Origin of the sequence: Lysobacter concretionis Ko07 = DSM 16239 (genome assembly GCF_000768345.1) — a bacterium.
Lineage (GTDB): Bacteria > Pseudomonadota > Gammaproteobacteria > Xanthomonadales > Xanthomonadaceae > Novilysobacter > Novilysobacter concretionis.
On record NZ_AVPS01000007.1, the window covers coordinates 173361 to 198440 of the forward strand.

Below are 25080 nucleotides of genomic sequence, written 5' to 3' on the forward strand. Positions count from 1 at the left end.
GTGAGTCCGACGTGAGCCGTCACGCCCCGATCGCGATCCCCGCCGACGTGCGCGGACGCCTGAAAGCGCTGCACTGGCAGCCGCGCCGCGCGCTGGGCGGGCACGGGATCGGCCAGCACGCCAGCCGCAGCCGCGGCGCCGGGCTGGAGTTCGCCCAGTACCGGGCCTACGAGCCGGGCGACGAGTTGCGTCAGATCGACTGGAAGCTCTATGCGCGTTCGGACCGCTTTTTCGTGCGCGACTCCGAGCGCGAAAGCCCGGTCACCGCGTGGATCCTGATCGACGCCACCGCCTCGGCCGGCCAGTCCGACCGCGCCCGACCGGACTGGTCGCGGCTCGACCACGCCTGCGCCACCGCGGCCTGTCTGGTCGAGCTGGCGCTGCAGCAGGGCGACCGCTTCGGCGCGATCGCGATCAATGGCGACGGCGTGCAGCTGGTGCCGGCCGGCAGCGGTCTGCGCCAGCGCGACCGCGTGCACCTGCTGCTGCGCCAGCTGCGGGCGACCGGCGCCTGGCCGCCCGTGTCCCGCCTGCACCCGGTGTGGGAGCGCGTGCAGGCCGGCGACCTGCTGATCGCGCTCGGCGACGGCTTCGACGAGGACGGCATCGTGCTGCTGGAGCGTCTTTCCGCGGCGCGGCGCGAGGTCGCGCTGCTGCAGTTGCTGACCGCCGAGGAGCGCGACTTCCCGTTCCGCGACGGCCACCGCTTCCGTGATCCGGAGACCGGCGCGGAGCTGCTCGGCGACGGCCGTGCGATCCGCGACGGCTATCTGGCCCGCTTCGCGGCCGCGCAGGACGCCTTGCGGGCGCGCCTGCGCAGCAGCGGCATTGCGTACGCGGCCGGGTATCTGGACCAGCCGCTGGATGCGCCGCTGCGCACGCTGTTTGCTGCCGGAGCGACGGCATGAGTCTGGCGCTGCTGGCTCCGCTCGGGCTGCTGGCACTGGCGGCGTGGCTGGTCCCGCTGCTGGTCCATCTCGCCCGGCGCCACCGGTACGCACCGCTGGATTTCGCCGCGCTGCGCTGGCTGCAGGCCCGGGTGCGGCCCCGCCAGCGCGTGCGCATCGACGAATGGCCGTTGCTGCTGCTGCGCTTGCTGCTGCTGGCGGTGCTGGCGCTGCTGCTGGCGCGGCCGGTGCTGCACGGCGCAGCACCCGATGCCCGGCCGGTGGTCGTGGTCGCGCCCGGCCTCGACGGGGCGGCGTTGCGCGGGCTGGACCGCACGGCGGACTGGCGCTGGCTGGCCCCCGGGTTTCCGCCGCTGGACGAGCCGGCGCCCGTCAGCACGCAGCCGCTGGCCAGCCTGTTGCGCGAGCTGGACCAGTCGCTGCCGGCCGCGACGCCGTTGACGGTCCATGTCCCCGACCCGATGCCCGGCCTCGACGGCCAGCCCCTGCGGCTGTCGCGGGCGGTGGACTGGCGACCGGTCGCACGCGCCGCCGGACAGCTGCCGGACGACGCAGCGGGCGCCCCGCAACTGCTGCGCGGCGGCGAAGAAGATGACGCCGACACCCCTGCATCGACCCTGCGTGTACTGGGCGCGGTCCAGCAGGCATGGACCGGCGAGCCGCTGCCGCCCGCGCTGCCGGCCGGCACGACACCGGACGCAGGCCAGATCGGCGTCTGGCTCGCCGACACCGCGTTGTCATCGTCCTGGCAGGACTGGCTGGAACGCGGCGGCACCGTACTGCTGGTCGCGCCGACGCCGGGTCCGGGCCTGGAAATCACTGCGGCGGCCGGTCCGGGTTCAACCCCCACGGCCTCGCCCGTAGCAGCACCGGCACCCCGTTCGGCGCCGGAGCCGGAACCGCATCCGCCCTGGAGCACCGCCTTGCGCGATGCCAATGGCGAGGACGTGCTGCAACAGCGCGCGGTCGGGGCCGGTCGCCTGCTGCGCTTCCACGCGCCGCTGTCGCCGGCGCAGTGGCCGGCGCTGCGCGATCCCGGTTTCCCGCGTCAGTTGCTGGCTGCGGTGCGACCCGGTCCGCCGCCCGCGCTCGCCACCGCCGCCACGCAGGCACCGTTGACCGGCGCGCACAGCCCGCTGCCGCAGCCGCTCGATCCCGCGCCCTGGCTGCTGGCGCTGGCGGTGTTGCTGTTCGCCATCGAGCGTTGGCTGGCGACATCGCCGCGACGCGGGGCGCGCGCATGACGACCGCCGTGCACCAAGCCTGGCAACGCGCGCGCCGGCGCCGGATCGCCATCGACGTGGCAACCGGCCTGCCGATCGCGCTGGCGCTGGCCGCGCCCGGATGGCGGCTGCAGGGCGTCGAAGCGGCAGTGCCCGTGCTGTTGTCCACGCTGCTGGCCTCGGCCGGCATCGCAATCTGGCGCGCCCGCCGGCTGGACCGGCAGTGGCTGGTGCGCCGGCTCGACCTGCACCCGGCCGCGCAGGACAGCGCCGACCTGCTGTTCGCCGCACCCGACAGCCTCAATCCGCTGCAGCAGCGCCAACGCGCGCGCGTCGACGCCGCGCTGCGGGCGCACACCCCCGACCTGCGGCCGGACTGGCCGCGACGCCGGCTGCTGCTGGCCTGGGGCAGCGCCGCAGCCGTGATTGCGCTGGCGCTGGTCTGGCCGTCCCCGACCGGAACGCCGCCGCCATCGCCGACCACGGCCGCGACGACATCCGCCACCCCCGTCGTGCCACCGCAGCTGCAGTCCACCCAACTGCAGATCACCGCGCCGGCCTACACCGCCCAGACCGGACGCGTGCAGAGCGCGCTCGATGCGCAGGTTCCCGTCGGCAGCCGCCTGCAGTGGTCGCTGCGCTTCTCCGCGCCACCGACAACCGTCGAGTTGCAGTTCCATGACGGCCAGCGCGTCGCCCTGACGCGGGAAGGCGGGCAGTGGACGGCCGCATGGACCGCCGACCGCTCGGCGCTGTACCGCGTGCACACCGAGCCGGCGATGGACGACCCGCGCCTGTACCGGATCGACGCCCTGCCCGACCAGCCGCCGACCGTGCGCGTGATCCATCCCGATCAAACGCTCGTGGCAGGTGCCCCGGGACAGCGCGAATGGCCGCTGCGGTTCGAGGCCGCCGACGACTACGCGGTGGCCGCCAACGCGGAACTGCGCGTCACGGTCACCGAAGGCAGCGGCGAGAACATCCGCTTCCGCGAACACCGCTTCGCGCTCGCCGGCACCGGCCCGGCGCACCGGCGCCGCTTCGCCCGCACGCTGGATCCGGTCGCGTTGGGCGCGGCCCCCGGCAGCGACGTGATCGCGCAACTGCAGGTGCGCGACAACCGCCGCCCGACCGCCCAGACCGCGCACAGCGCCAGCCTGATCCTGCGGATGCCGAGCGAGGCGGAGGCCCAGCGCGCCGAGCTGGAAGGCATGGTCAAGACAACGCTGCCGGCCTACTTCCGCAGCCAGCGCCAGATCATCATCGACGCCGAGGCGCTGATCCGGCAGCGCCCGCAGTGGTCGGCCGACGAATTCGTCAAACGCGCCGACAGCATCGGCGTCGACCAGCGCATCCTGCGCCTGCGTTACGGCCAGTTCCTCGGCGAGGAAAGCGAAGGCGCGCCGAAACCGCTGCCGACCAGCGACGCGCCGACGGGTGACCACTCGGCCGATCCGACACCGGCCGACGACGCTCACGACCACGGCCCGGAGCCGGCCGCGAGCCCGGTGTTCGGCAGCGAGACCGACCTGCTGGCCGAGTACGGCCACACCCACGACCACGCCGAGGCCGCGACCCTGCTCGACCCACAGACCCGCGCGACCCTGAAGGCGGCGCTCGACCAGATGTGGTCCTCCGAAGGCGAACTGCGCCAGGGCCGGCCCGAGCAGGCGCTGCCCTACGCCCACAAGGCGCTGGCCTTCATCAAGGAAGTGCAGCAGGCCGAGCGCATCTACCTCGCGCGGGTCGGCCCCGACCTGCCACCGATCGATGAAACCCGCCGGCTGAGTGGCGACCGCGACGGCCTCGCCAGTCGCACCCTGCCGGTAGCGGCGGCAGAAGTGCCGGACCCGTCCATCGTCGCGGTGTGGCAGCAGTTGGCCGACCCCGGCAATGCGCCGGATCTGGATGCGCTGACGCAGTGGCTGCAGCACAACCAGTCGCGTCTGTCCGACCCGCTCAGCCTCGCGGCCGCGATCGAGGAGTGGCGCGTTGCGCCGCAGTGCGAGCCGTGCCGGCAGCGTCTGCGCGCGCAGCTGTGGCGCGTGCTGCTGCGCCCGCCGCCGCAGGTGTCGCGACGCGCGGCCCCCGACGACGCCGGGCAGGTCTACCTGGACGCACTGGAGGACATGCCATGAGCGGGCCGCACTGGATCGCCTTCGCGCTGGCCGCCACTGTGCTGATCGGCAGCATGCGGCTGGCATGGCAGCACTGGCGCGGACGCTCCGACACCCGCGACCCCGACACCCGCCGCGCCGGTCTGCGCCTGGCCGCGCTGCTGACGCTGCAACTCGCGGCCGGCGTGTTGCTGTACCTGACCCTGCTGCCGCCGTCGCGCGATACGGCCACAGGCGCGCTGACCGTACTGACCGCCGGCGCCGATCCGCAGCTCTGGCAGCCGCAACCGGGCGACACCGTCATCGCGCTGCCCGAGGCGCCCGCGACCGCCGGTGCCGAGTACGCCCCCGACCTCGCCACGGCCCTGCGCCAGCACCCCAGCGCAAGCGCCCTGCGACTGGTCGGTGACGGGCTGGCTTCGCGCGACCGCGACGCGGTCCTGCCCGCGCAGGTGACCTTCGTGCCGGCCGCCGCGCCCACCGGCTGGGCGGCCCTGGTTCCGCCCGCCACCAGCGTGCCGGGCGCGACCTTCGCGGTGCACGGCCGCGCGCAGGGAGTCGAATCCCCCGAAGCCGCCCACGCCGAACTGATCGACCCCGCCGGTGCCGTCGTCGATCGCGCCGGCCTCGCCGACGACGGCCGCGTGACCCTGCACGGCACCGCCCGCGCGGCCGGCCGCAGCGGATTCCGCCTGCGCCTGCTCGATGCCGCGCAGGAGGTCATCGACACCGTGGTCGTTCCGCTGCAGACCCTCGACCAGCCCGCGCCGCGCGTGCTGATCGTCGCCGGCGCACCGGGGCCGGAACTGAAATACCTGCGCCGCTGGGCGGTCGATACCGGCCTGCCGGTGCAGGCCCAGGCCAGTGCCGGTGGCGGCGTCTCGCTGGGCGACAAACCCGTCGCGCTGACCGCCGCGCGCCTGGCCGAAACCGACGTGCTGATCCTCGACGAGCGCAGCCTCGCGACCCTCGGCGCCGGCCAACGCGCCGCGATCCGGCAGGCCCTGCGCGACGGCCTCGGCGTGTTGGTGCGCAGCACCGGTCCTATGGGTAACAGCGCGCGCCGCACCCTGCGCGACTGGGGCCTGCCGGTGAGCGGCGACAACCGGCGCACGCCGCTGCGCCTGCCCGCCGAGGCCGACGCCGCGCTGCTGCAGGCACGGCGGGGCCCGCCGCGACCGGCGGTACACGGCACGTCGTCCATCCGCGAGGCCGCTACCGCCTCGCACACCGCCACGCCACCGACGCTGGAGCAGTTCGCCCTGCGGCCCGATCAGGCCCACGCCCTGCTGTACGACGAACGCGACCGGCCAGTCGGTGGCTGGCGCGACATCGGCCGCGGACGTCTGGCGCTGTTGCCGGTCACCGACAGTTACCAGCTGGTCCTGGTCGGGCGCGACGATCTGCATGCCGAACTGTGGAGCGGCGTGCTGGCCACGCTGGCCCGCGCGTTGCCGCAGCCGGCGGCCGTCCGCGTCACTACAGCGATGCCGTGGGTGGGCGAGCGCGTGGTGCTGTGCGGCCTGCCGGACGCCGCGGAGGTGCGCGCGAGCGACAGTGACGACACCCCGGTGACGCTGCAGATCGATCCGGCCACCGGAGCGGACCGCTGCGCCGGCTACTGGCCGCAGCGAGCGGGCTGGCACGAGCTCCGGCACGGCGACACCGAGCAGGCCTTCCACGTATCCGATCCCGCCGACGCACCGGCGTTGCACCGGCAGCAGACCCTTGAGGCGACCTGGCTGCGCATCGGCAATCGCGGCGTCATCGCCGCCGCAGCAACCGCGCCTTCCACCCCGGTGCCCGGCCCACGCTGGCCGTGGCTGCTGATGTTCGTGCTGGCCGCCGGATTGCTGTGGTGGGTGGAGCGTTGGCGACCCCGGACAGTCGAGACCCACTGACGGCGGCGAAGTGACCCGACCGGATCAGCGCCAGGACTTGGGGAAGCCAGTTTTTGATCGTCATTCCCGCGTAGGCGGAGTCCATGGACGTTGCCAGCCAACGACGTCCATGGATCCTGTGATCCCCAGCCCGCGCGCATAGCGCTTGGGCGTTCGATCGGACGCGAGCCAGTGGCTCGCAAACGCCCGATCTCATCCCCGCCTTCGCGGGTACGACGACCATTTTTCGGACATTTCTCACGAGAGGGACCAGGGAGGCGTCAAGCCATGTCCTTGCGCCGCCTTGTCATCCACTCTTTCGAACCAGCTGAATTTCGACCCCACCCGGAAACTCCGCTGGACTCAGGCCATCGTCATCAACCGCCGCTCGTCCCACTTCGCCCACGCATAGATCAACAGCCCGCCCACCGCGGTGGCGGCACCGACGTAGCCGGTCGAGGTCCAGCCGAACCCGGCGCTGATCGCCATGCCGCCCAGCCACGGGCCGAGGGCGTTGGCGGCGTTGAAGGCGGCGTGGTTGGAGGCGGCGGCGAGGGTCTGCGCTTCCCCGGCCACGTCCATCAACCGCGTCTGCAGCACCGGCGCCAGCGCGCCCATCGTGCCCAGCGCGACCACCACCGGCAGCACGCTCCACAGCGATTGCGCGGCGAGCGGATAGACCAGCAGCACCAGCGCCGACCAGCCCAGGATCACCGCGGCGGCGCGGAACTGCAGGCGGTCGACCAGCCAGCCGCCGGCGAGGTTGCCGATGATCGAGCCGGCGCCGAACACCGCCATCGCGATCGGGATCCAGCCGTCGCTGACCCCGGTCACTTCGGTCAGCGTGGGGGCGAGGTAGCTGAAGGCGCAGAACATGCCGGCGAAGCCGACCGCACCGATCAGCAGCGTCAGCCACACCTGCGACTGGTGGAACGCGCGCATCTCGCGCAACGGGCTCTGGCGCGGCTCGGACGGGTCCGCCGCGAGGAAGCGCGCGATCATCGCGGCCGTCAGCACCGCGATCACCGCGACCAGGGCGAACGTGTAGCGCCAGCTCAGGGCCTGACCCAGCCAGGTGGCGAGCGGGTTGCCGACCAGGATCGCGATCGACAGGCCCAGCATGACCTTGCTGATCGCCGCGCCGCGCTGGTCGGGGCCGCTGATGGACGCGGCGACCAGCATCGCGACGCCGAAATACGCACCGTGCGGCAGGCCGGCGATGAAGCGGAACGCCAGCATCGCGTGGTAGTTCGGGGCGAACGCGGTCGCCAGATTGCCGAGCGCGTAGAAGCCCATCAACGCCAGCAGCAGCGAACGTCGCGGCAACCGCGCACCGAGGATCGCCAGCACCGGCGCGCCGACCACGACGCCGAGCGCGTACGCGCTGATCAGGTGGCCGACCTGCGGCTCGGTGATGTCCAGGCCCAGCACGAGGCTGGGCATCAGGCCCATCATCGCGAACTCGCTGGTGCCGATCGCAAAGCCGCCGGTCGCCAGCGCGAACAGGATCAGGGCGACGCGGCGGCGGTCGAGCGCCGCGGCAGCCGTGGAAGGGATGGCGTCCGTCAAAGCTGGATCCTTGCAGGAAAAGCCGCTTATTGTGCGCCGCAACACTCCGGCAGGGGAGCACGGCGGCGAAACACGGTGATGCGCATTGAAGGGATGCAAAGCTGTCGCGGCCTTCAACCCCTTCGGCGCCGGCCGGACCTGCGGATGAACGTCAGCCCATAAAGGCCACATTGGGTACAATGACCGCGTTTCCCTTCCGGAATTCCGCCATGGCCCTGCCCCTGCAACTCGACGAACTCGACGACCTCCCACGCACGCCGGCCTCGGACGTCAAGAAGCTCGGCTGGCGCGGGGTCATGAAATCGGTCGGCCGCGTCGGCAAGGTGGTGGTCACCAACCACAACCAGCCCGAGGCGGTGATCCTGTCGGTGGCCGAGTACGACCTCATCCTGCGCGCCCTGCAGACGGCCGCGTCCAAGGACCACGACGCGCTGGACACCTTGCGCCGGCGCTTCGACCAGCGGCTGGAATCGCTGCGCGCCGATGACGCCGGCGACCGCCTGCGCGCATTGATGGACGGGCCGGCAAAACTTGGCGGCGTGCCCCGGGCAGGAACCGGTCACTGACCGTGCGGCCGGTGCTCCACGTCCTCGCCGGCGTCAACGGCGCGGGCAAAAGCTCGGTCGGCGGCCACCTGCTGCAACGCGCCGGCCTGGCCTGGTTCAACCCCGACACCTTCGCCCGCGAACTGCTCGCCGCGACCGGCTGCAACCAGACCGAGGCCAACGCGGCGGCCTGGCAGGAAGGCATGCACCGGCTGGACGTCGCGTTGGCCGAAGGCACGCACTACGCCTTTGAAACCACCCTCGGCGGCAATACCGTGCCGCGCCGGATCCTCGACGCGACCCGCAGCCACGACGTGCTGGTCTGGTTCTGCGGCCTGTCCTCGCCGCAGCAGCACCTGGCCCGCATCCGCGCCCGCGTCGCCTGCGGCGGCCACGACATTCCCGAAGCCAAAGTCCGCGAACGCTGGACCGCCGCGCGCGAGAACCTGATCGGGCTGATGCCGCACCTCGCCCGCCTGCAGGTGCATGACAACAGCGCCGAAGTCGCGCCGGGCGAGCCGATTCCCGACCCGCCGCTGGTGCTGGAGATGCGCGAAGGCCGCTGCGCCTGGCCGGTCGACCTCGCCTCGCTCGGCCAGACGCCGGACTGGGCCAAACCGCTGGTGGAGGCTGCGCTCAGTCCGGGCTCCTGAGCGGCCGATGTCGTGCACGATGCCCGCATGCGCCCCGTCTTCGACCAGACCCTCATCCTGCCGATCCCGCCCGATTGTTGGGCGCCGCCGACCGCGCCAATCACCGTCGCCGGCATCGCGTTGATGCCGAAACCCGAACTCCACATCACCCTGATCGGCCGTGCCCTCGGCGCGGAGCTGCAGGCCACCTTCGGCTTGGCTGTCGCCGCCGGGATGGTCAGCAAAGCGTTCGCGGCGGGTGACTGGTCGTTCGCCCGCAGCGGCCGGTACCTGCTGCTGCGCAAGACAGACCCCGCCGGCATCGCCCACTCGATCATCGAACTCATCACGCTGCCGGCGATGGCAGCTTTCCATACCGCGCTCGGCCGCCACCTCGGCCGCCAGCTGCCGGTCCCGCCCGCGCACGTCACCCTGTACACCGCCGGCCGGGACAACGGCATCGGCGTCGCCAGCCCCCGCCGGCTGCGCGCCCTCACGCAGCGACCGGTGTCAGCGGCGGAGCTCGAGGCCACGCCAGCGCCCGCCGCCGGATAGGAGCGCAACGCCCACACCCGAGCGCCGTCCGCCCCCGTTTCCATACGGTTGCGCAGCGCGGCGTGTCGATGCGCCGCGGCAAATCCGGGGGCCCCGTGGCGGATTTTTCCGATTGACTCGAGGCCGGTCACCGCGGAAAGGCGAAGGCGGTCACGCATCCGCAACGTCCTGAACCCCGGCTGGCCGAGGGGTGTAGAAGCGGACGCAGCAGGGGGGCACATCCACAAAGGGAGTTTGACGAACATGAAGCGATATTCGCGCGTGTTGTTGTCCGCGGTAATCGGCGCACTGCTGGCCACCACCGCCATGGCGGAAGAACCCGCCATTCCGATGCAGGACCCGGACGCCGCACTGGCGGCGCAGTTGAATGCCGAAGAGGTCGCGCTGCGGCCGCAACGTCAGGCATTCCAGCAGTACTTCCGGCAGGCCTACGCCCGCTACCCGGCGATTCCGGCCGGCACGCTGGAATCCATCGCCTACGTGCAGAGCCGCTGGCTGCACCTCCAGCCCGAACCCGGCGAAACCCGGGGCGAGGCCCACCACCACATGCCCAGCGCGTACGGCGTGATGGGCCTGTACGGCGGCCAGGGCTTTGCCGACCAGGTCACCGAGGGCGCGCATCTGCTGGGCGTGTCACCGAACCTGGTCCGCAGCGACCCGCGCACCAACGTGCTGGCCGCCGCGGCGCTACTGGATGCGGAGATCCGCAAGGACCTGCCGCCTGCCGACGCCCGCGCGCGGCTGGACAAGCGCGGCGTAGTGACCCGGTCGCCGGAGGACATCCGTCCGGCCCTGATGCGCTACGCCGGCTTCTCACCGTCGCCGGCCGAGGCCGCGCGCGCGAGTGCGGTCGGCGACTACGCCCGCACCAGCTTTGCCTACGACGTGCTGCTGGCCCAGGACCGCGGCGTCAACGACCGCGGCATCGTGGTGCCGGAACGGGCGATCGAATGGGAGCGCGCGTTCGACATCGACCAGCTGATCCAGCTGCGCGCGCCGATGGTGCGGCTGGACATCGAGAACGACCGCATCGAGACCGCCGACTACGAGCTGGACCCGATCAGCGAAACCCTGCGGGCGAAATCGCCACAGCGCATGCCGCTGTCGGCCGCCGGCGAGGTGGCACCGGCGACCGATGTCGGCATCCAGAGCACCGACTACACCCCGGCGATCTGGAACCCCGCGTCCGCGTCCAACTACACCGCCTCGCGCGCGGCGGCGGTCAGCGCGGTCACCCTGCACACCGCGCAGGGCAGCTACGCCGGCACCATCTCGTGGTTCAAGAACGCCAGCGCCCAGGTCAGCGCGCACTACGTGATCCGCAGCTCCGACGGCCAGGTCACCCAGATGGTGCGCAACGCCCACACCGCCTGGCACGTGCGCAACCAGAACAGCTTCACCCTGGGCATCGAGCACGAGGGCTACGTCAACAACAGCTCCTGGTACACCACGGCGATGTACAACGCATCGGCCGCGCTGGTGCGCAACTTCTGCTCCAAGTACAGCACCATCCCCTGCAGCAGCGCGTTCAAGGGCCCGGCCACCAGCGGCATCAACGTCCTGTCGACCAGCGTCAAGATCAAGGGCCACCAGCACTACTCCGGCCAGACCCACACCGACCCGGGCATCAACTGGAACTGGGGCAGCTACTACAACCTGCTGAACCCGGGCGGCGGCGGTGGCACACCGACCACCAAGATCCTGGACGGCTTCGAAAGCAGCGTCGGCCACTTCAACACCAGCCCGGCGTACTCCGGCAGCACGACCGGCATTTCCACCGCCTCGACCGCGACCCGCGACTGCAGCACGCGCAAGAACGGTTCGTGCTCGCTGCGCGTGCTGCTCAAGGACAACACCGCGACCTCCGCCGCCTGGGCGGTCCGCCTGCTGTCCGGCAGCGGCAACCCGGCCAGCAACACCGCCCTGACCCGCGCCAACGGCTCGGTCGGGTTCTGGGTGTGGTCCGGCGGCAGCGGCACCAGCGTCGGCCTGGGCATCGACGACAGCGACGGCACCGAACGCTCCACCAGCAAGGCGATCGCGGCCAACACCTGGACCTACGTGTCCTGGTCGCTGACCGACGCCGCCCAGTGGAACGCCTGGGTCGGCGGCAACGGCGCGATCACCGCCAGCTCGGTCAAGCTCGACGCGATCTGGCTGTACCACGCCAACACCGCCTACGACGTCAACGTCTACATCGACGACGTGCAGGTCAGGAACTGATCGCCAAACGCGGATAAACGCGCCGTATGGACGCCCGCCGGCCTCTCTCCCCGGCGGGCGTTTTTATTGGAAGCGCGAGCGCGTGGTGGGACGGACCCCGTTCCGATTGCACGGGAAAAACAAGCTCCCGCCGCGGCAGCGATGTGTCGTCGAACGGGGACGTGAGCGATCCATTTCACCCACGCCGCGGCCGGCGGTGCCTAAGCTGCACGCACACACGCTTCGTGGGAATACACGCATGGTTTTCCGGATCTCGTTGCTGCTGGTCATCGCCCTGGCGGTGATTGCCGGGTTCGCGCCGAAGCCGTTCGAGGCGATGAGCAATGCCGCGCTGGCGGAGGTGATCCAGCATGCCGGCTGGCTGTACCTGCTGATCGTGTTCCTCGCCCTGGTGTTCCTCGCCTACCTCGCCTTCGGCCCGCTGGCGCGGCTGCGGATCGGCGGACGCGACGCCGAACCCGAGTTCTCCAAGCCCGCCTGGCTGTCGATGCTGTTCGCCGCCGGCATGGGCATCGGCCTGGTGTTCTGGGGGGCGGCCGAGCCGGTCTCGCACCTGCTCACGCCGCCGGAGGGCCTGGCGCCGGGGACGCCGCAGGCCGCGCGCGCGGCGATGCGCTACACCTTCTTCCACTGGGGCCTGCACCCGTGGGCGATCTACGCGCTGATGGGGCTGGCGATCGCCTGGTTCCAGTACAACCGCAACGGCCGCGGCCTGATCAGCGACCTGCTGCAACCGCTGATCGGCGACCGCCATCTGGGCTGGATCGGCAAGCTGGTCAACATCGTCGCCGTGGTGGCCACCGCGATCGGCGTCGCCACCACGCTCGGCTTCGGCACCATGCAGATCAGCGCCGGCATGGCGCGCGTGTTCGGCCTGCCCACCGGGCTGGGCATGCAGCTGGCGGTGATCGGCGTGTGCTTCGTGCTGTACATGGCCTCCAGCGCCAGCGGCGTGGACCGCGGCATCAAGTGGCTGTCGAGCTTCAACCTCGCCCTGGCCGGCGTGCTGCTGCTGGCGGTGGCGCTGCTCGGGCCGACCGCCTTCATCTTCGACACCTTCACCACCTCGCTGGGCAGCTACCTCGACCACCTGGTGGAGATGAGCCTGCGCATGTCGCCGTTCTCCGCGAACACCTGGGTCGCCGACTGGACAATCTTCTACTGGGCGTGGTGGATTTCCTGGTCGCCGTTCGTGGGCGCGTTCATCGCGCGGGTGTCGTACGGACGCAGCGTGCGCGAGTTCGTGCTCGGCGTGGTCGTGATGCCCAGCCTGATCGGCTTCGCCTGGTTTTCCACCTTCGGCGGCACCGCGCTGTGGGAGCACCTGTTCTTTGGCGTGGACATGGCCGGCGCGCTCGCGGCCGGCTACGAGACGGTGCTGTTCCGCATGTACGACAGCCTGCCGCTGCCCGGCCTGCTGTCGGGCCTGACCATCGTGCTGCTGGTGATCTTCTTCGTGACCTCGGCCGATTCCGCGGTGCTGGTACTGGGCTCGATGTCGAGCGAGACCGCCGGCGACCCGTCGCTGCCGCGCAAGTTCGCCTGGGGCATCGCCATCGCCCTGATCGCCGCCGCGATGCTGGTGGCCGGTGGCCTGCAAGCGCTGCAGACCCTGATCACCGTCGCCGCCCTGCCGTTCGCGCTGCTGATGATCGCGGTGATGATCGGCCTGTACCGCGTGCTGAGCATCGAAGCGCTGCGCGAGATAGCCCTGGAGCGCCGCACCCAACGCATGGTGGAGGCCTGGATCGTGCGTGAGCAGGAGCAGCAGGCGGTGGAGGAGGCGGAAGACGGGCGCGGGTCGCGCTGACTTACCGTATGGGCCCGTCAGGTACAGACGCCGCGGTCTGCAGTGGCATATAGGAAGCCCGCATCCGTCCTTGTGTCAGCCACCCGCTTTGGGCGGCGAGCTCAACTCTGATTCGCAAAAGTGTTGATTGATTCCTCGCTGAAGACGGCGGCCCATAGACTTCAAACCGTTGATTGGCAACGTCCTTGGACTCCCGCCTGCGCGGGAGTGACGATCAAAAGCGAATTGATCAGAGCTTCCTTGGCTACCTTGGTAACCATTGCCTCCCGTCTCACACCCTGAGACACCCCCGTGCTCCCATGGCGCCCTTTCCCCGGACCTCACGCCATGGCCTTCGCCCTCGCTCCCCGCACCGAGAGCGCCGAACGCGTGCTCGCCACCACCGATGGCCGGCCGTCGCGTGACAGTGCGCTGCTGACGCAGCGGCTGTCGCGGCGCTACGCGGACCGCATCACCGGCAGCTTCACCATTCCCGGGCGCGAGGGCGCGTACGGGCCGATCCCGGACGACGTGCCGGCCGCATTGGCGGCAGCGTTGCGCGCGCGCGGGATCGACCGGCTCTACAGCCACCAGGTCGAGGCCTGGCAGGCGACGCAGCGCGGCGAGCACGTCGCCATCGTCACGCCGACGGCCTCGGGCAAGTCGCTGTGCTACACGCTGCCGGTGGTGGCGGCGGCGATGGGCGGCTCGGCGAAAGCGCTCTATTTATTCCCGACCAAGGCGCTGGCGCAGGACCAGGTGGCCGAGCTGCTGGAACTCAACCGGGCCGGCGACCTCGGGGTCAAGGCGTTCACCTTCGACGGCGACACGCCCGGGGACGCGCGCCAGGCGATCCGCCTGCACGGCGACATCGTGGTCAGCAACCCGGACATGCTGCACCAGGCGATCCTGCCGCATCACACCAAGTGGGCGCAGTTCTTCGAGAACCTGCGCTACGTGGTGATCGACGAGATCCACACGTATCGAGGTGTCTTCGGCAGCCACGTCACCAACGTGCTGCGCCGGCTCAAGCGCATCTGCGCGTTCTACGGGGTCAGCCCGCAGTTCATCCTGTGCTCGGCGACGATCGGCAACCCGGCCGCGCACGCCCGCGCGCTGATCGAGGCGCCGGTGCACGCGATCACCGAGTCGGGCGCGCCGACCGGCGACAAACATGTATTGCTCTGGAACCCGCCGGTGATCAACCCGGACCTCGGCCTGCGCGCGTCGGCGCGGTCGCAGAGCAACCGCATCGCGCGCATCGCGATCAAGGCCGGGCTGAAGACGCTGGTGTTCGCGCAGTCGCGGCTGATGGTCGAGGTGCTGACCAAGTACCTCAAGGACGTGTTCGATTCCGACCCGCGCAAGGCCCCGCGCATCCGCGCCTACCGCGGCGGCTACCTGCCGACCGAGCGGCGCGCGGCCGAACGCGACATGCGTGCCGGCAGCATCGACGGGATCATCAGCACCTCGGCGCTGGAGCTGGGCGTGGACATCGGTTCGCTCGACGTGGTCGTGCTCAACGGCTACCCGGGCTCGGTCGCCGCGACCTGGCAGCGCTTCGGCCGCGCCGGCCGGCGCCAGCAGCCGAGCCTGGGCGTGCTGGTGGCGAACTCGCAGCCGCTCGACCAGTACGTGGTGCGGCACCCGGACTTCTTCGCCGATGCCAGCCCCGAGCACGCGCGCACCGCGCCGGACCAGCCGCTGATCCTGTTCGACCACATCCGCTGCGCGGCCTTCGAGCTGCCGTTCGTGGTCGATGAGGCGTTTGGCCCGATCGAGCCGGAGGTGTATCTGCAGGCGCTGGCCGAGACCGAGGTGGTGCACAGGGAGGGCGGGCGCTGGGAGTGGATCGCCGACAGCTATCCGGCCGGCTCGGTGTCGCTGCGCTCGGTCGCGGACGGCAATTTCGTGGTGGTCGACAAGAGTGGCGGCAAGCAGCAGATCATCGCCGAGGTCGACTATTCGGCCGCCGCGCTGACGCTGTACGAGGGCGCGATCCACATGGTGCAGAGCACGCCGTACCAGGTCGAGCGGCTGGACTGGGACGGGCGCAAGGCCTACGTCACCCGCACCCATGTGGACTACTACACCGACTCGATCGACTACTCCAAGCTCAAGGTGCTGGAGCGTTTCGACGGCATCGATGCCGGCCACGGCGACTGCGGCCACGGCGAGGTGCACGTGGTGCGGCGGGTGTCGGGCTACAAGAAGATCCGCTACTACACCCACGAGAACATCGGCTACGGCCCGGTCAACCTGCCCGACCAGGAGCTGCACACCACCGCGGTCTGGTGGCAGCTGCCGCAGGCGGTGCTGCTGGCGTGGTTCGCGAGCCGGCAGGACGCGCTGGACGGGTTTCTCGGTGCCGGCTACGCGCTGCACGTGGTCGCCACGGTGGCGGTGATGGCCGATGCGCGCGACCTGCAGAAGGCGGTCGGCAACGGCGATGGCGCGTGGTTCGCGACCGCCGATGCGAAGGGTCGCGGGCAGTTGCGCGGGGTCGAGGGGCCGCCAGTGGAGGGGCTGTCGGAAGCCGCCGGCATGGGCGGTCGTGCGCGGTTTCCGGCAGGCCACGACGATGGCTTCGAGGTGTTCGACGACGCCGCGCTGCCGGCGACGACCGACGTCATCGAGGTGCAGCAGTTCGTGCCGACGGTGTACCTGTACGACAACTTCCCCGGCGGTGTCGGCCTCAGCGAACCGTTGTGGCAGCGGCAGGGCGAACTGGTGCAGCGCGCGATCGAACTGGTCGAACGCTGCGACTGCAAGGCCGGCTGCCCGGCCTGCGTCGGCCCGGTGCTGGCCGCCGACGAGGACGGCGCCGGCGCCACCCCGAAGTCACTGGCGCGGCGGGTGCTGGGGTTGCTCGCGGAGCTGGCGGAGTGATGATTGCCGCGATTGCCGAAAATCCGGGCTTCTGTCGGCGCGTCGCAAGTCGCGATCGGCCGAACGGCGGAAACCATGTGCAGGTCGCGACTCACGTCGCGCCTACAAAGGGCGGCCCTTCGAGGCCTGGCATGAAGGTCACCTTCGACATGCTTCGGCGGCACGCATGTCTGGTGCGCTGCTGTAGGAGCGACGTGAGTCGCGAATTCACTGATGTCCCATTGCGTCGTGCGTTCGCGACTCACGTCGCTCCTACAGAAAACGCCACGCGCGGGGGATTGGCATGAGCGTGACGCTCGACCGGCTGCGGCTGCTCAAGCGCGAGGCGGGAAAACCTGTTGCCCCTCTCCCGCGGGCGGAAGAGGGAACGATCGAGCGGGCGCGGCCGGGTCCGGGTTCAACTCTCATGCCGGGCTCCCTGCCTGGTTCGGCCCTGCCTGGTTCGGCCCTGCCGGGTCCGGCCCGGCCCGGTCCGGATCCGGCCAAGCCTTCGATCGAATCGCTGCGCCGGCTGCTTGGCGTGCGTGCGCGCACGCCCGAGGCATGGCAGCCGCCGCGACCGCGCGGGCCGGCCGATCGCTCGCTGCCGGGCGAGGAGATCGCGCCCGGTCTGCGCCTGATCGAGACCTGGCTGCCGTTCGCGGCACCCGGCGAAATGCTGCCGCTGGCCTTCGCCAGGCGCGACGATGCGGTCGATCCGCGCGACCTGCTGTTCTTCGACACCGAGACCACCGGGCTGGCCGGCGGCACCGGCACGCGCGCATTCCAGATCGGCGCGGCGGACTGGCATCGGCATTCGGTGCATGGCGATGGCCTGCGCGTGCGCCAGTTGCTGATCACCACCCTGGCCGCCGAGCCGCTGATGCTGCGCACGTTCGCCGGCTGGCTGGCGCCGACCACGGTGCTGTCGAGCTACAACGGCCGCTGCTACGACTCGCCGTTGTTGAAGACGCGCTACCGGCTGGCACGGCTGGGCGACCCGATCACGCCGCTGGACCACGTCGACCTGTTGTTCCCGACCCGCCGCCGCTACCGCGGCGTGTGGGAGAACTGCCGGTTGGCAACGATCGAGCGCGAGCTGCTGAAGATCGTCCGCGAGGACGACCTGCCCGGATCGGAAGCGCCGGCGGCGTGGCTGTCGTTCCTGCGCGGCGGTTCCTCGTCGCTGCTGCGGCGCGTGTGCGCGCACAACCACCAGGACGTGGTGACGCTGGCGCGGTTGATGCTGCGGCTGGTCGCGGCGCACGCCGAGGACACTGCCGGCGACGCATTTACATGGCCCTAACGACGGCAGCGGCACGCTCGCCGGATCATCCACGAGGAACTCCACCATGGTCCGCATTGCCCTGTCCGCCGCCGTCTTGACGCTCGCTGCCGCCGGCTGCACCACGATGCCGCCGCCGGGTCCGGCGCAGCAACCGGTCGGCGTGTGCGACGCCGATCCGGTGGCCTGGGCGATCGGCAATGCCGCCTCGCCGGAAGTCGTCGAGCGCGCGCAATGGGAGAGCCACAGCCGCGATGTCCGCGTGATCGAACCCGGCCAGGCGGTGACGATGGATTTCCGCGCCGAACGACTCAACCTGTACGTCAACGAGCGCGGCGCGATCACCCGCGTCGCCTGCGGTTGAGCCGCGCCTGGCGGTCGAGCTTTTCTGACCGGTCGCATGGGGCTGCCAAACGCGCGGGGCACCCCGTCCGGCGCCCTGTCGGACATCGGCGGCGCACGAAGCCGTCCGGATGACCGGCTAGACTGCGTCGACCAACGCCCCCATCGAATTGCCGGAGTCCGCATGCGCCGCAACCGTCCGCTCTGGCTGCTCGCCGCGATCCTGCTGGTCGGACTGTGGGCCTGGAGCCAGAACACCGATAACGGTGTCAGCCACGCGCCGACCGCCGCTCCCGCCACTCAGACGGCGGAGGTTCCTCCACCCGCGATGCGCGATGCCGCCCCACGCGAGCGCGCCGGCAACGACCGTCCGGGCTATCCCGCGTTCCTGCCTCGCGAGGCGCATGCGGTGCTCGACGCCATCGCCCGCGGCGGGCCTTACGAGTACCGGCAGGACGGCGGCGTGTTCCAGAACCGCGAACGCGAATTGCCGCTGCAGCCGCGTGGCTATTACCGCGAGTTCACCGTCGACACGCCCGGCGCGCGCGACCGCGGCGCACGGCGCATCGTCACCGGTGGCGATCCTCCGGTGGAGTACTTCTACACCGACGACCACTACCGCAGCTTCCGCCGTTTCGAGGTGGCCCGATGATGTCGACCACAATGATCCCGACCGACCTCCGCGAGCTGCTGGTCGAGCCGCTGCAGGCCCGCGCGTTCTTCATCGACGCGCGCGATACCCGGGCGATGGCCACGGCCGCGGCGGCGCTGGATTTCGCGGTCGCCCGGGTCGACCTTGCCGGCTGCCGCGACAAGGCCGATGCGCTGGCGCGGATCGGCACGGCATTGCAGTTCCCCGGCTGGTTCGGTGCCAACTGGGACGCGCTGGCCGATTGCCTCGGCGACCTGTCATGGCTGCTAGCGCCGGGCTACCTGCTGCTGATCGAGAACAGCAGCGAATGGCAGGCGGCGCAGAACGAGGATTTCGACACCCTGCTGGCGATCCTCAACGAAGCCGCGCTGGAATGGCGCGAGCGCAACGTGGCGTTCTGGGCATTGCTGCCGCTGCCCGCGGACGCGTTGGCGCAGCTGGAGCAGCGGGAACCGCTCCAGGACCCGGACTTCGGCGACAGCAACGCGGTGTAACGGCGGCGTCGCGGCACAGCTCGCCCCGCATCAGGCCCGGCCCCGTATCAGGCTCGCCCCGCATCGGGCGCAGCCTCGCATCAGCCGCGACTGCGCATCACACGCGGTCGTCGAGGCCGAGCACGCCGGATTTCTTGGCGCAGTGGGCGCAGCAGTAGAAGGTCCCGTTGTGCTCGGCGCCGTGGCCGATGATCCTGCATTGGCAATGCGCGCAGGTGGGCGCGAGCGCGTGGATGGCGCACTCGAACGAGTCGAACGTGCCGCTGCCGCGTGGGGTCTTCACGGTGAAGCTCTTGTCGTAGTCGTTGCCGCAGACGTCGCAGGTGGCCATGGGTCTTTCCTCGGAACGGGTGATCGAGTGTCACGCCGCGCCGTGGCAGGTCCGGTGAAGGCCCCCGGTTCAGACGCAGCGCCGCTAGCGTTGCCCCGAAGGCCCACCACGTTTTCCGGTGCCGCGGTGGGCGGCCTTGAGGAACTTCAGCGCCGCCTGTTCCCACTGGCGTGCGCCACGGGCATTGGCGGCCAGCCGCTGCAGCCGGCCGTCCCGCCAGCCTTCAAACACCACCGGATCGATGTAGGCCTTGCGGCACACGGCCGGGGTATTGCCCAGCTCGGCGGCGACCTGCCTGATCACGGCGTTGCGCGTCTGGGTCAGCGCGCGCTCGCTGGGTTCGCTGCCGCTGCCATCGTCGCCGTCGCCGCCAGCGCTGTCGGGTTCCGGCAACGGGGTGCCCGCCAGTTCGCGAAACGCGGCCAGCGTGCCGCCCCAGGTCCGGAAATCCTTGGCGCTGAACGCCTCGCCCATGGTCCGGTGCAGGTAGTCGTTGACCTCGCCCGAATCCACCGGCCGCACCATGCCGTCATCGTCGCGGTACTGGAACAACGCCTGCCCGGGTAGTTGCTGGCAGCGCTGCACCAGTCTGGCCAGGCGGACATCGTCGAGCGCGATGTCGTGCTCCTGGCCGCCCTTGCCGCGGAAGCGCAGCCGCACCCGGCCACCCCGCAGGAAGGCGATGTGGCGGTTGCGCAGGGTCGTCAGCCCGAAGGAGCGGTTGTCGCGTGCGTAGCGGTCGTTGCCGATACGCACCAGCGTGTCGGCCAGCAGCGCGACCACGATCGCGAGCACCTTGTCGCGCGGAAAGCCGGGCTGGCCGAGGTCGCTCCGCAAGCGCCGGCGCAGGCCCGGCAGCGCGGTGCCGAACGCGACGATGCGGTCGAACTTGCCGTCGCCGCGCAGCCGCTGCCAGTCAGGGTGGTAGCGGTATTGCTTGCGTCCGCGCGCGTCGCGGCCGGTGGCTTGCAGGTGGCCGTTGCGCTGGCGGCAGATCCACACCTGCGTCCACGCGGGCGGGATCGCCAGCGCCTGGATGCGCTTGAGGGTGGCCGGGTCGCGGACACGCCGGCCATCCGGCTCGAAATACTGGAAGTGCTGGCCAACCCGCCGCCGGGCCATGCCGGCCTGGTCGTCGCAGACGTAGCGCAGGCCGGCCTGCCGTACCACCTGGATGGCGTCGGCCGATGGCTTGGCGGGCTGGGAGGTCATCGGCTGGGCACCCGGACGCGGCCGTCGAGACGGCGCGAATGGCGCTCGAAATGGTGCCCGTCTCGCGCTGCGCACAATCCCGAGGCCGGAGTCCCCGATGTCCGCGGCCAAAGAGAAGCGGACCGAAGTCCGCTTCTGCTGCTGCCATGCCGTCGTGCGCCCGGATCAATGACCATCGCGGTCCGCGTCACCCGGCAAGACGTCCTCGATGCGGTGCCAGGCGGCCTTGATCGCCTGCTTGGCCTTCTCCCAGCCCAACCTGGTTTCACCGCTGGCGCGCTCGTAATCCTTCTTCAGCTCGCCCTCGGCCTCGTCGTAGGTCTTGCCGGGGTAGCGCTGGCGGCCCTGGTAACCGGTGCGGTAGGCCGGGTCGTACTCGTCGTAGGTCTTCCCGGCTTCGTAATAGCCTTCCTTGTCGTACTGGTTCTTCCAGTAGTCCTGTTCGCGGATCTCGTCGATCGGGGTCGGGGGCGGCATCGGGGGCGGGCTCTGTTTCGGGGTGTTGGCGGTCATGTTGCTCTCCCTGCACGAAGCGGAGGGGAGCTTCGCGTGGGTCCACACTGGACCTGCCGCTGTAAGACCGGATCAAGAAAACCCGGTCGGGCGTCCACGGTGTCTGAACAACATTCCCCGATGCCCGCACGCGAAGGCCGCGCGGCCGGCAACCGGCGCTCAGGCCGGCGCGAGCAGGCGCAGGCCGAACCAGTCCTGCGGGTCGTTCCAGCGCTCGACCACCCGCAGGCCGGCGTCGGCGATCAACGTGGCGAAGCTGTGGTCGGTGTATTTGTGGCTGTATTCGACCTGCATCGCCTCGCCGGCGTCGAAGTGGAAGCTGCGCCCGGCCAGATGCACGTCCTGGGCGCGCTGGCTGACCAGGTGGGTCTCGATGCGCATCCGCTCGCGCGAGTAGGTTGCCCGGTGGACGAAGGCGGACACGTCGAAGTCGCTGCCGATATCCCGGTTCAGGCGCACCAGCAGGTTGAGGGTGAACTCGGCGGTGACGCCGGCAGCGTCGTTGTAGGCGGCCTCGATCAGCACCGGGTCCTTGTCCAGGTCGATCCCGACCAGCGCGCGTCCGCGCGGGCCCATGGTGACGCGCATGGAACGCAACAGGCGCTTGGCGTCCTCGGCAAGGAAATTCCCCAGCGTCGAGCCGGGGAAAAACACCAGGGTGTGGCCGGTCCCGCGCGAGGGCTGCGGCAGCGGCACCGGGTGGGTGAAATCGGCGCAGACCGGCAACATCTCCACGCCGGGGAACGCATCGGCAAGGCGCCCGACGCTGGCGAGCAACGCCGTCTTCGAGATCTCGATCGGGGTGTAGGCGACCGGGTCGTCCAGGCCTTCCAGCAGCCGATGGGTCTTGCGCCCGCTGCCGCTGCCGTACTCGACCACGTGCGCGTGCGCGGCGACGGCCGTCGCGATCGCCGGCATCGACGCGTCCAGCAGGGCCAGCTCGACCCGGGTCAGGTAGTACTCCGGCTGGCGGGTGATCTGCTCGAACAACTGCGAGCCGCGCGCATCGTAGAAGTATTTTGACGGCAGGCGTTTGGGCGTCATCGACAAGCCGGCCAGGACGTCTCCGGCGATGTCGTCGGCGGTCGGCTGCAGGTCGGTGAGGATCACGGTTGTGTGCCCGCCGCACGCATCAGGCGTCACGCGCCAAACGCAGGCCGGTGAACTGCCAGCAGTCGGGTGCATGGAAGAAGTTGCGGTAGCTCGCACGCAGATGGTCGCGCGGGCTGACGCAACTGCCGCCGCGCAACACCTGTTGGCCGCACATGAACTTGCCGTTGTACTCGCCCAGCGCGCCGGGCATTTCGCGAAAGCCGGGGTACGCGCTGTAGGCGCTGGACGTCCACTCCCAGACATCGCCAAACATCTGGTGAGGATGGGCCGGCGGGGTTGCGGCGGGCTCCGGTGTAGGAGCGACGTGAGTCGCGGGTTCACCGATGTCCGATTCCGTCGTGCGATCGCGACTTGCGCCCCCACAGAAGTCCCCTTGGGCGACATCGCTCCTGCAGGGGGCGGTTGTACATGGCGAGGTCGGGTGCAACATATCGTCCTCTACGAAATTTCCGGTCACCGGCACCTGCGCCGCCGCGTGCTCCCACTCCGCTTCCGTCGGCAGGCGCGCACCGGCCCAGCGCGCGAACGCCTCGGCCTCGAAATAGCTCAGGTGGCAGACCGGCGCCTGCGGGTCGATCGCGCGCATGCCGCCCAGGGTGAACTCGCGCGTCAGGTCGTCGTCCCAGTACATCGGCCGCGTCCAGCCGTCCTGCTGGATCCGCGCCCAGCCGTCGCTGAGCCACAGCCCCGGCGCGCGGTAGCCGCCGTCGTCGATGAAGGCGCGGTACTCCGCGTTGCTGACCGGCCGGCTCGCCAGTGCGTGCGCCGGCAACAGCACGCGATGTCGCGGGGATTCGTTGTCGAACGCGAACGCGTCGCCGGCACCCGGCCACGCCGGCGCGCCGATCTCGACGATGGCCTCGTCGCAGCCGATCCATTCCAGCGCTGTGGCTTGACCGGGCGAGGGGCGCAGGTCGTCGCGGTAGGCGGGCTTGAGCGGATTGCACCAGAACGCGTGCTTGATGTCGGTCAGCAGCAGTTCCTGGTGCTGCTGCTCGTGGTGGAGGCCGAGTTCGATGCGCGGCTTCAACGCCGGATCCGCATCGAAGCCACCATGTTCGAAGCCACGCTGCATGCGCGCGTCCACCTGCGCGCGGTAGTCGATCACCTGCGCCAGGCCGGGCTGCGACAGCAGTCCGCGCCGGCTGCGCGCGTGCATCGGGCCGACGCTCTGGTAGTAGCTGTTGAACAGGTAATCCCAGGCCTCATTCACCGGCCGATAGGCCGCCTGCGCGCCGAGCACGAAACGCTCGAAGAACCAGGTCGTGTGCGCCAGGTGCCACTTCGCCGGACTGGCGTCGTCCATCGACTGCAGCATCGCGTCCTCGGCCGACAGCGGCGCGGCCAGCGCCAGGCTGCGTTGGCGAACCGCCCGGTAGCGGGCCGCCAGCGTGCCGGCAGATGGCAGGGAATCGGGCGAAGCGGCGGGACTGGGCATCGCCTGAAGATACAAACCAGGCTGTGTCCGGCAGGTTACGAAGCACGCCTGCGACCCGCGGGGGAGCGCCCTGGGAGGACGCCCCCGGCCGTCAACTCAGCGGCGCGGTTCGCTGCCGATGAACTGCAGGAACTCCGAGCGCGTGCGGGCGTCGTCGCGGAACCCGCCCAGCATCTTGGAGGTGATCATGCTGACGCCGCGCTTGTGCACGCCGCGGGTGGTCATGCAGCCGTGGGTGGCCTCGATCACCACGCCGACGCCGCGCGGGTTGAGCACGCGCTGGATGCAGTCGGCGATCTGCGCGGTCATCTTCTCCTGCACCTGCAGGCGGCGTGCATACGCATCCACCACCCGCGCCAGCTTGCTGATGCCGACCACCTTGCCGTCGGGCAGGTAGCCGACGTGGGCGCGGCCGATGATCGGCGCCATGTGGTGTTCGCAGTGGCTCTCGAAACGGATGTCGCGCAGGACGATCAGCTCGTCGTAGCCGGCGACCTCCTCGAAGGTACGCGCGAGGTACTCGTCGGGGTCCATCGCGTAGCCGCTGAACCAGTCGGCATAGGCCTTGGCGACGCGCTTGGGCGTGTCCAGCAGGCCCTCGCGGGTGGGGTCGTCACCGGCCCAGCTGAGCAGGGTGCGCACGGCAGCCTCGGCCTGCTCGCGGGTCGGTTTGTCGGGATCGGCCATGGTCGGCGGCACCTGTGTTGCGGGGGTCGCCATGCTACTCCAGCCGGCCGGCCGGAGGTTTTCCAGGGTGCCTTCCGAACGCCGCGCCGGGAGTTCTTCTGTTGCGATCCCGCCTGTTGCAGGCGATCGCGCGATGGCAGTGGAGATCCCTGCGGCATCGCGCGTCGACCGGCCCCGGTTCGTGATTACAGACCGTCGCGATCCCCGTCTCCCGGCAGGGCCGATTCGATGAACTGCCAGCCATCGCGCACGGCGGGCCGCGCCTCCTCCCAGCTCATGCCGCTGGCGTCCCAGTCCTGTTGCAGCAGCGCCTCGACCTGCTCGAACTGCTGCTCCGGATACCGTTCACGGGCATCGAAGGCGTACCGGTAGGCCGGCTCGTAATCCTCCCAGCTGCGGCCGGACACGTAGTAGGGCGCCCTGCTGTACTCGTGCTGGAAGTGCGCGCGGTAGCTGTCCAGGTTGATGGAATCGGCGACCGAGTCACCGGCCTTTCCGCCGACCAGGCCACCGGCCACCGCCCCCACCGCGATGCCGACCGGGCCTCCAACGGCACCGACGGCCGCACCGGCAATGGCACCGGCCACTGCGCCCGCACCGATACCCAGTCCGCTGTCTTTCCTGTCGTTGTTCATGGCTGCACTCCGCTGATTGGGTGACGCCGACGGTGCGCCGGCACAGACCCACCGTAGCCATGACCGGAT

At 70.6% G+C, this 25080-nt stretch carries 22 protein-coding genes; 14 read left to right on the forward strand and 8 right to left on the reverse strand.

Translation table 11 applies throughout. The features are described from left to right. Positions 1 to 11 precede the first annotated feature (11 nt). Genes N792_RS10055 through N792_RS10070 form a run of 4 tightly spaced genes read left to right on the forward strand, consistent with a single transcriptional unit; the run spans position 12 to position 6149 of the window. Positions 12 to 908, forward strand: coding sequence for a DUF58 domain-containing protein (locus N792_RS10055; protein ID WP_036194623.1), 897 nt, complete (start codon positions 12 to 14; stop codon positions 906 to 908). After that, positions 905 to 2152: a BatA domain-containing protein gene (locus N792_RS10060; RefSeq protein WP_052103926.1), complete on the forward strand. Its 1248-nt coding sequence runs from the start codon at positions 905 to 907 to the stop codon at positions 2150 to 2152. The genes N792_RS10055 and N792_RS10060 overlap by 4 nt, the downstream gene beginning before the upstream one ends. Beyond that, positions 2149 to 4269: a hypothetical protein gene (locus N792_RS10065; protein ID WP_036194758.1), complete on the forward strand. Its 2121-nt coding sequence runs from the start codon at positions 2149 to 2151 to the stop codon at positions 4267 to 4269. Before N792_RS10060 ends, N792_RS10065 begins: the two co-directional genes overlap by 4 nt. Then, positions 4266 to 6149, forward strand: coding sequence for a hypothetical protein (locus N792_RS10070; protein WP_036194624.1), 1884 nt, complete (start codon positions 4266 to 4268; stop codon positions 6147 to 6149). The genes N792_RS10065 and N792_RS10070 overlap by 4 nt, the downstream gene beginning before the upstream one ends. 342 nt (positions 6150 to 6491) lie before the next feature. Here N792_RS10070 and N792_RS10075 read toward each other — a convergent pair whose 3' ends face one another. Continuing rightward, entirely contained in the window at positions 6492 to 7697 is a 1206-nt protein-coding gene (locus N792_RS10075) for an MFS transporter (protein ID WP_425478879.1), read from the reverse strand. Between the two features lie 209 nt (positions 7698 to 7906). On the opposite strand from N792_RS10075, the gene N792_RS10080 reads away from it, so the two are divergent. From N792_RS10080 to N792_RS10125, 10 genes are all read left to right on the forward strand, one after another. Further along, positions 7907 to 8263: a type II toxin-antitoxin system prevent-host-death family antitoxin gene (locus N792_RS10080; RefSeq protein WP_052103927.1), complete on the forward strand. Its 357-nt coding sequence runs from the start codon at positions 7907 to 7909 to the stop codon at positions 8261 to 8263. 11 nt (positions 8264 to 8274) lie between these two features. Then, entirely contained in the window at positions 8275 to 8895 is a 621-nt protein-coding gene (locus tag N792_RS10085) for an ATPase (RefSeq protein ID WP_232220006.1), read from the forward strand. Between the two features lie 27 nt (positions 8896 to 8922). Further along, the gene (locus tag N792_RS10090) at positions 8923 to 9429 is read left to right on the forward strand and encodes a hypothetical protein (protein ID WP_036194626.1); all 507 of its coding nucleotides are present in this window, start codon (positions 8923 to 8925) and stop codon (positions 9427 to 9429) included. Between the two features lie 243 nt (positions 9430 to 9672). Next, positions 9673 to 11652, forward strand: coding sequence for an N-acetylmuramoyl-L-alanine amidase (locus N792_RS14110; RefSeq protein WP_052103929.1), 1980 nt, complete (start codon positions 9673 to 9675; stop codon positions 11650 to 11652). A 238-nt stretch (positions 11653 to 11890) separates the two neighbouring features. Further along, positions 11891 to 13462, forward strand: coding sequence for a BCCT family transporter (locus tag N792_RS10100; RefSeq protein ID WP_036194627.1), 1572 nt, complete (start codon positions 11891 to 11893; stop codon positions 13460 to 13462). A 327-nt stretch (positions 13463 to 13789) separates the two neighbouring features. Then, on the forward strand, positions 13790 to 16330 hold the full coding sequence (locus tag N792_RS10105) for a DEAD/DEAH box helicase (RefSeq protein WP_036194766.1): 2541 nt from the start codon (positions 13790 to 13792) through the stop codon (positions 16328 to 16330). A 283-nt stretch (positions 16331 to 16613) separates the two neighbouring features. Continuing rightward, positions 16614 to 17615, forward strand: coding sequence for a ribonuclease H-like domain-containing protein (locus N792_RS10110; protein WP_084105688.1), 1002 nt, complete (start codon positions 16614 to 16616; stop codon positions 17613 to 17615). 46 nt (positions 17616 to 17661) lie between these two features. Further along, on the forward strand, positions 17662 to 17958 hold the full coding sequence (locus N792_RS10115) for an I78 family peptidase inhibitor (protein ID WP_036194628.1): 297 nt from the start codon (positions 17662 to 17664) through the stop codon (positions 17956 to 17958). Positions 17959 to 18120: 162 nt separating this feature from the next. After that, positions 18121 to 18588, forward strand: a complete 468-nt coding sequence (locus N792_RS10120) for a guanyl-specific ribonuclease (RefSeq protein ID WP_036194629.1) — start codon at positions 18121 to 18123, stop codon at positions 18586 to 18588. Further along, entirely contained in the window at positions 18588 to 19082 is a 495-nt protein-coding gene (locus N792_RS10125; protein WP_224743886.1) for a barstar family protein, read from the forward strand. The genes N792_RS10120 and N792_RS10125 overlap by 1 nt, the downstream gene beginning before the upstream one ends. A gap of 97 nt (positions 19083 to 19179) precedes the next feature. Here N792_RS10125 and N792_RS10130 read toward each other — a convergent pair whose 3' ends face one another. The 7 genes from N792_RS10130 to N792_RS10160 form a co-directional block, all read right to left on the reverse strand. Further along, complete coding sequence (locus N792_RS10130) at positions 19180 to 19413, reverse strand: hypothetical protein (protein WP_036194630.1); 234 nt, start codon at positions 19411 to 19413, stop codon at positions 19180 to 19182. Between the two features lie 84 nt (positions 19414 to 19497). Further along, positions 19498 to 20625, reverse strand: coding sequence for a DNA topoisomerase IB (locus N792_RS10135; protein ID WP_052103932.1), 1128 nt, complete (start codon positions 20623 to 20625; stop codon positions 19498 to 19500). Between the two features lie 165 nt (positions 20626 to 20790). Then, entirely contained in the window at positions 20791 to 21138 is a 348-nt protein-coding gene (locus tag N792_RS10140) for a hypothetical protein (protein ID WP_052103933.1), read from the reverse strand. A 159-nt stretch (positions 21139 to 21297) separates the two neighbouring features. Next, the gene (gene egtD, locus N792_RS10145; protein WP_052103934.1) at positions 21298 to 22281 is read right to left on the reverse strand and encodes an L-histidine N(alpha)-methyltransferase; all 984 of its coding nucleotides are present in this window, start codon (positions 22279 to 22281) and stop codon (positions 21298 to 21300) included. Beyond that, complete coding sequence (gene egtB, locus N792_RS10150; RefSeq protein ID WP_036194632.1) at positions 22271 to 23689, reverse strand: ergothioneine biosynthesis protein EgtB; 1419 nt, start codon at positions 23687 to 23689, stop codon at positions 22271 to 22273. The genes egtD and egtB overlap by 11 nt, the downstream gene beginning before the upstream one ends. A 96-nt stretch (positions 23690 to 23785) precedes the next feature. After that, complete coding sequence (gene folE, locus N792_RS10155; RefSeq protein WP_036194633.1) at positions 23786 to 24376, reverse strand: GTP cyclohydrolase I FolE; 591 nt, start codon at positions 24374 to 24376, stop codon at positions 23786 to 23788. Positions 24377 to 24561: 185 nt separating this feature from the next. Further along, the gene (locus N792_RS10160) at positions 24562 to 25011 is read right to left on the reverse strand and encodes a DUF6861 domain-containing protein (protein WP_052103936.1); all 450 of its coding nucleotides are present in this window, start codon (positions 25009 to 25011) and stop codon (positions 24562 to 24564) included. Between the last annotated feature and the right edge of the window lie 69 nt (positions 25012 to 25080).

Excerpts from the sequence above, each read along its gene's own strand:
- N792_RS10060 (WP_052103926.1), top strand. The coding sequence starts at position 905 with ATGAGTCTGGCGCTGCTGGCTCCGCTCGGGCTGCTGGCACTGGCGGCG.
- N792_RS10065 (WP_036194758.1), top strand. The coding sequence starts at position 2,149 with ATGACGACCGCCGTGCACCAAGCCTGGCAACGCGCGCGCCGGCGCCGG.
- N792_RS10070 (WP_036194624.1), top strand. The coding sequence starts at position 4,266 with ATGAGCGGGCCGCACTGGATCGCCTTCGCGCTGGCCGCCACTGTGCTG.
- N792_RS10080 (WP_052103927.1), top strand. The coding sequence starts at position 7,907 with ATGGCCCTGCCCCTGCAACTCGACGAACTCGACGACCTCCCACGCACG.
- N792_RS10090 (WP_036194626.1), top strand. The coding sequence starts at position 8,923 with ATGCGCCCCGTCTTCGACCAGACCCTCATCCTGCCGATCCCGCCCGAT.
- N792_RS14110 (WP_052103929.1), top strand. The coding sequence starts at position 9,673 with ATGAAGCGATATTCGCGCGTGTTGTTGTCCGCGGTAATCGGCGCACTG.
- N792_RS10100 (WP_036194627.1), top strand. The coding sequence starts at position 11,891 with ATGGTTTTCCGGATCTCGTTGCTGCTGGTCATCGCCCTGGCGGTGATT.
- N792_RS10105 (WP_036194766.1), top strand. The coding sequence starts at position 13,790 with ATGGCCTTCGCCCTCGCTCCCCGCACCGAGAGCGCCGAACGCGTGCTC.
- N792_RS10110 (WP_084105688.1), top strand. The coding sequence starts at position 16,614 with ATGAGCGTGACGCTCGACCGGCTGCGGCTGCTCAAGCGCGAGGCGGGA.
- N792_RS10115 (WP_036194628.1), top strand. The coding sequence starts at position 17,662 with ATGGTCCGCATTGCCCTGTCCGCCGCCGTCTTGACGCTCGCTGCCGCC.
- N792_RS10120 (WP_036194629.1), top strand. The coding sequence starts at position 18,121 with ATGCGCCGCAACCGTCCGCTCTGGCTGCTCGCCGCGATCCTGCTGGTC.
- N792_RS10125 (WP_224743886.1), top strand. The coding sequence starts at position 18,588 with ATGTCGACCACAATGATCCCGACCGACCTCCGCGAGCTGCTGGTCGAG.
- N792_RS10130 (WP_036194630.1), bottom strand. The coding sequence starts at position 19,413 with ATGGCCACCTGCGACGTCTGCGGCAACGACTACGACAAGAGCTTCACC.
- N792_RS10135 (WP_052103932.1), bottom strand. The coding sequence starts at position 20,625 with ATGACCTCCCAGCCCGCCAAGCCATCGGCCGACGCCATCCAGGTGGTA.
- N792_RS10140 (WP_052103933.1), bottom strand. The coding sequence starts at position 21,138 with ATGACCGCCAACACCCCGAAACAGAGCCCGCCCCCGATGCCGCCCCCG.
- egtB (WP_036194632.1), bottom strand. The coding sequence starts at position 23,689 with ATGCCCAGTCCCGCCGCTTCGCCCGATTCCCTGCCATCTGCCGGCACG.
- folE (WP_036194633.1), bottom strand. The coding sequence starts at position 24,376 with ATGGCCGATCCCGACAAACCGACCCGCGAGCAGGCCGAGGCTGCCGTG.
- N792_RS10160 (WP_052103936.1), bottom strand. The coding sequence starts at position 25,011 with ATGAACAACGACAGGAAAGACAGCGGACTGGGTATCGGTGCGGGCGCA.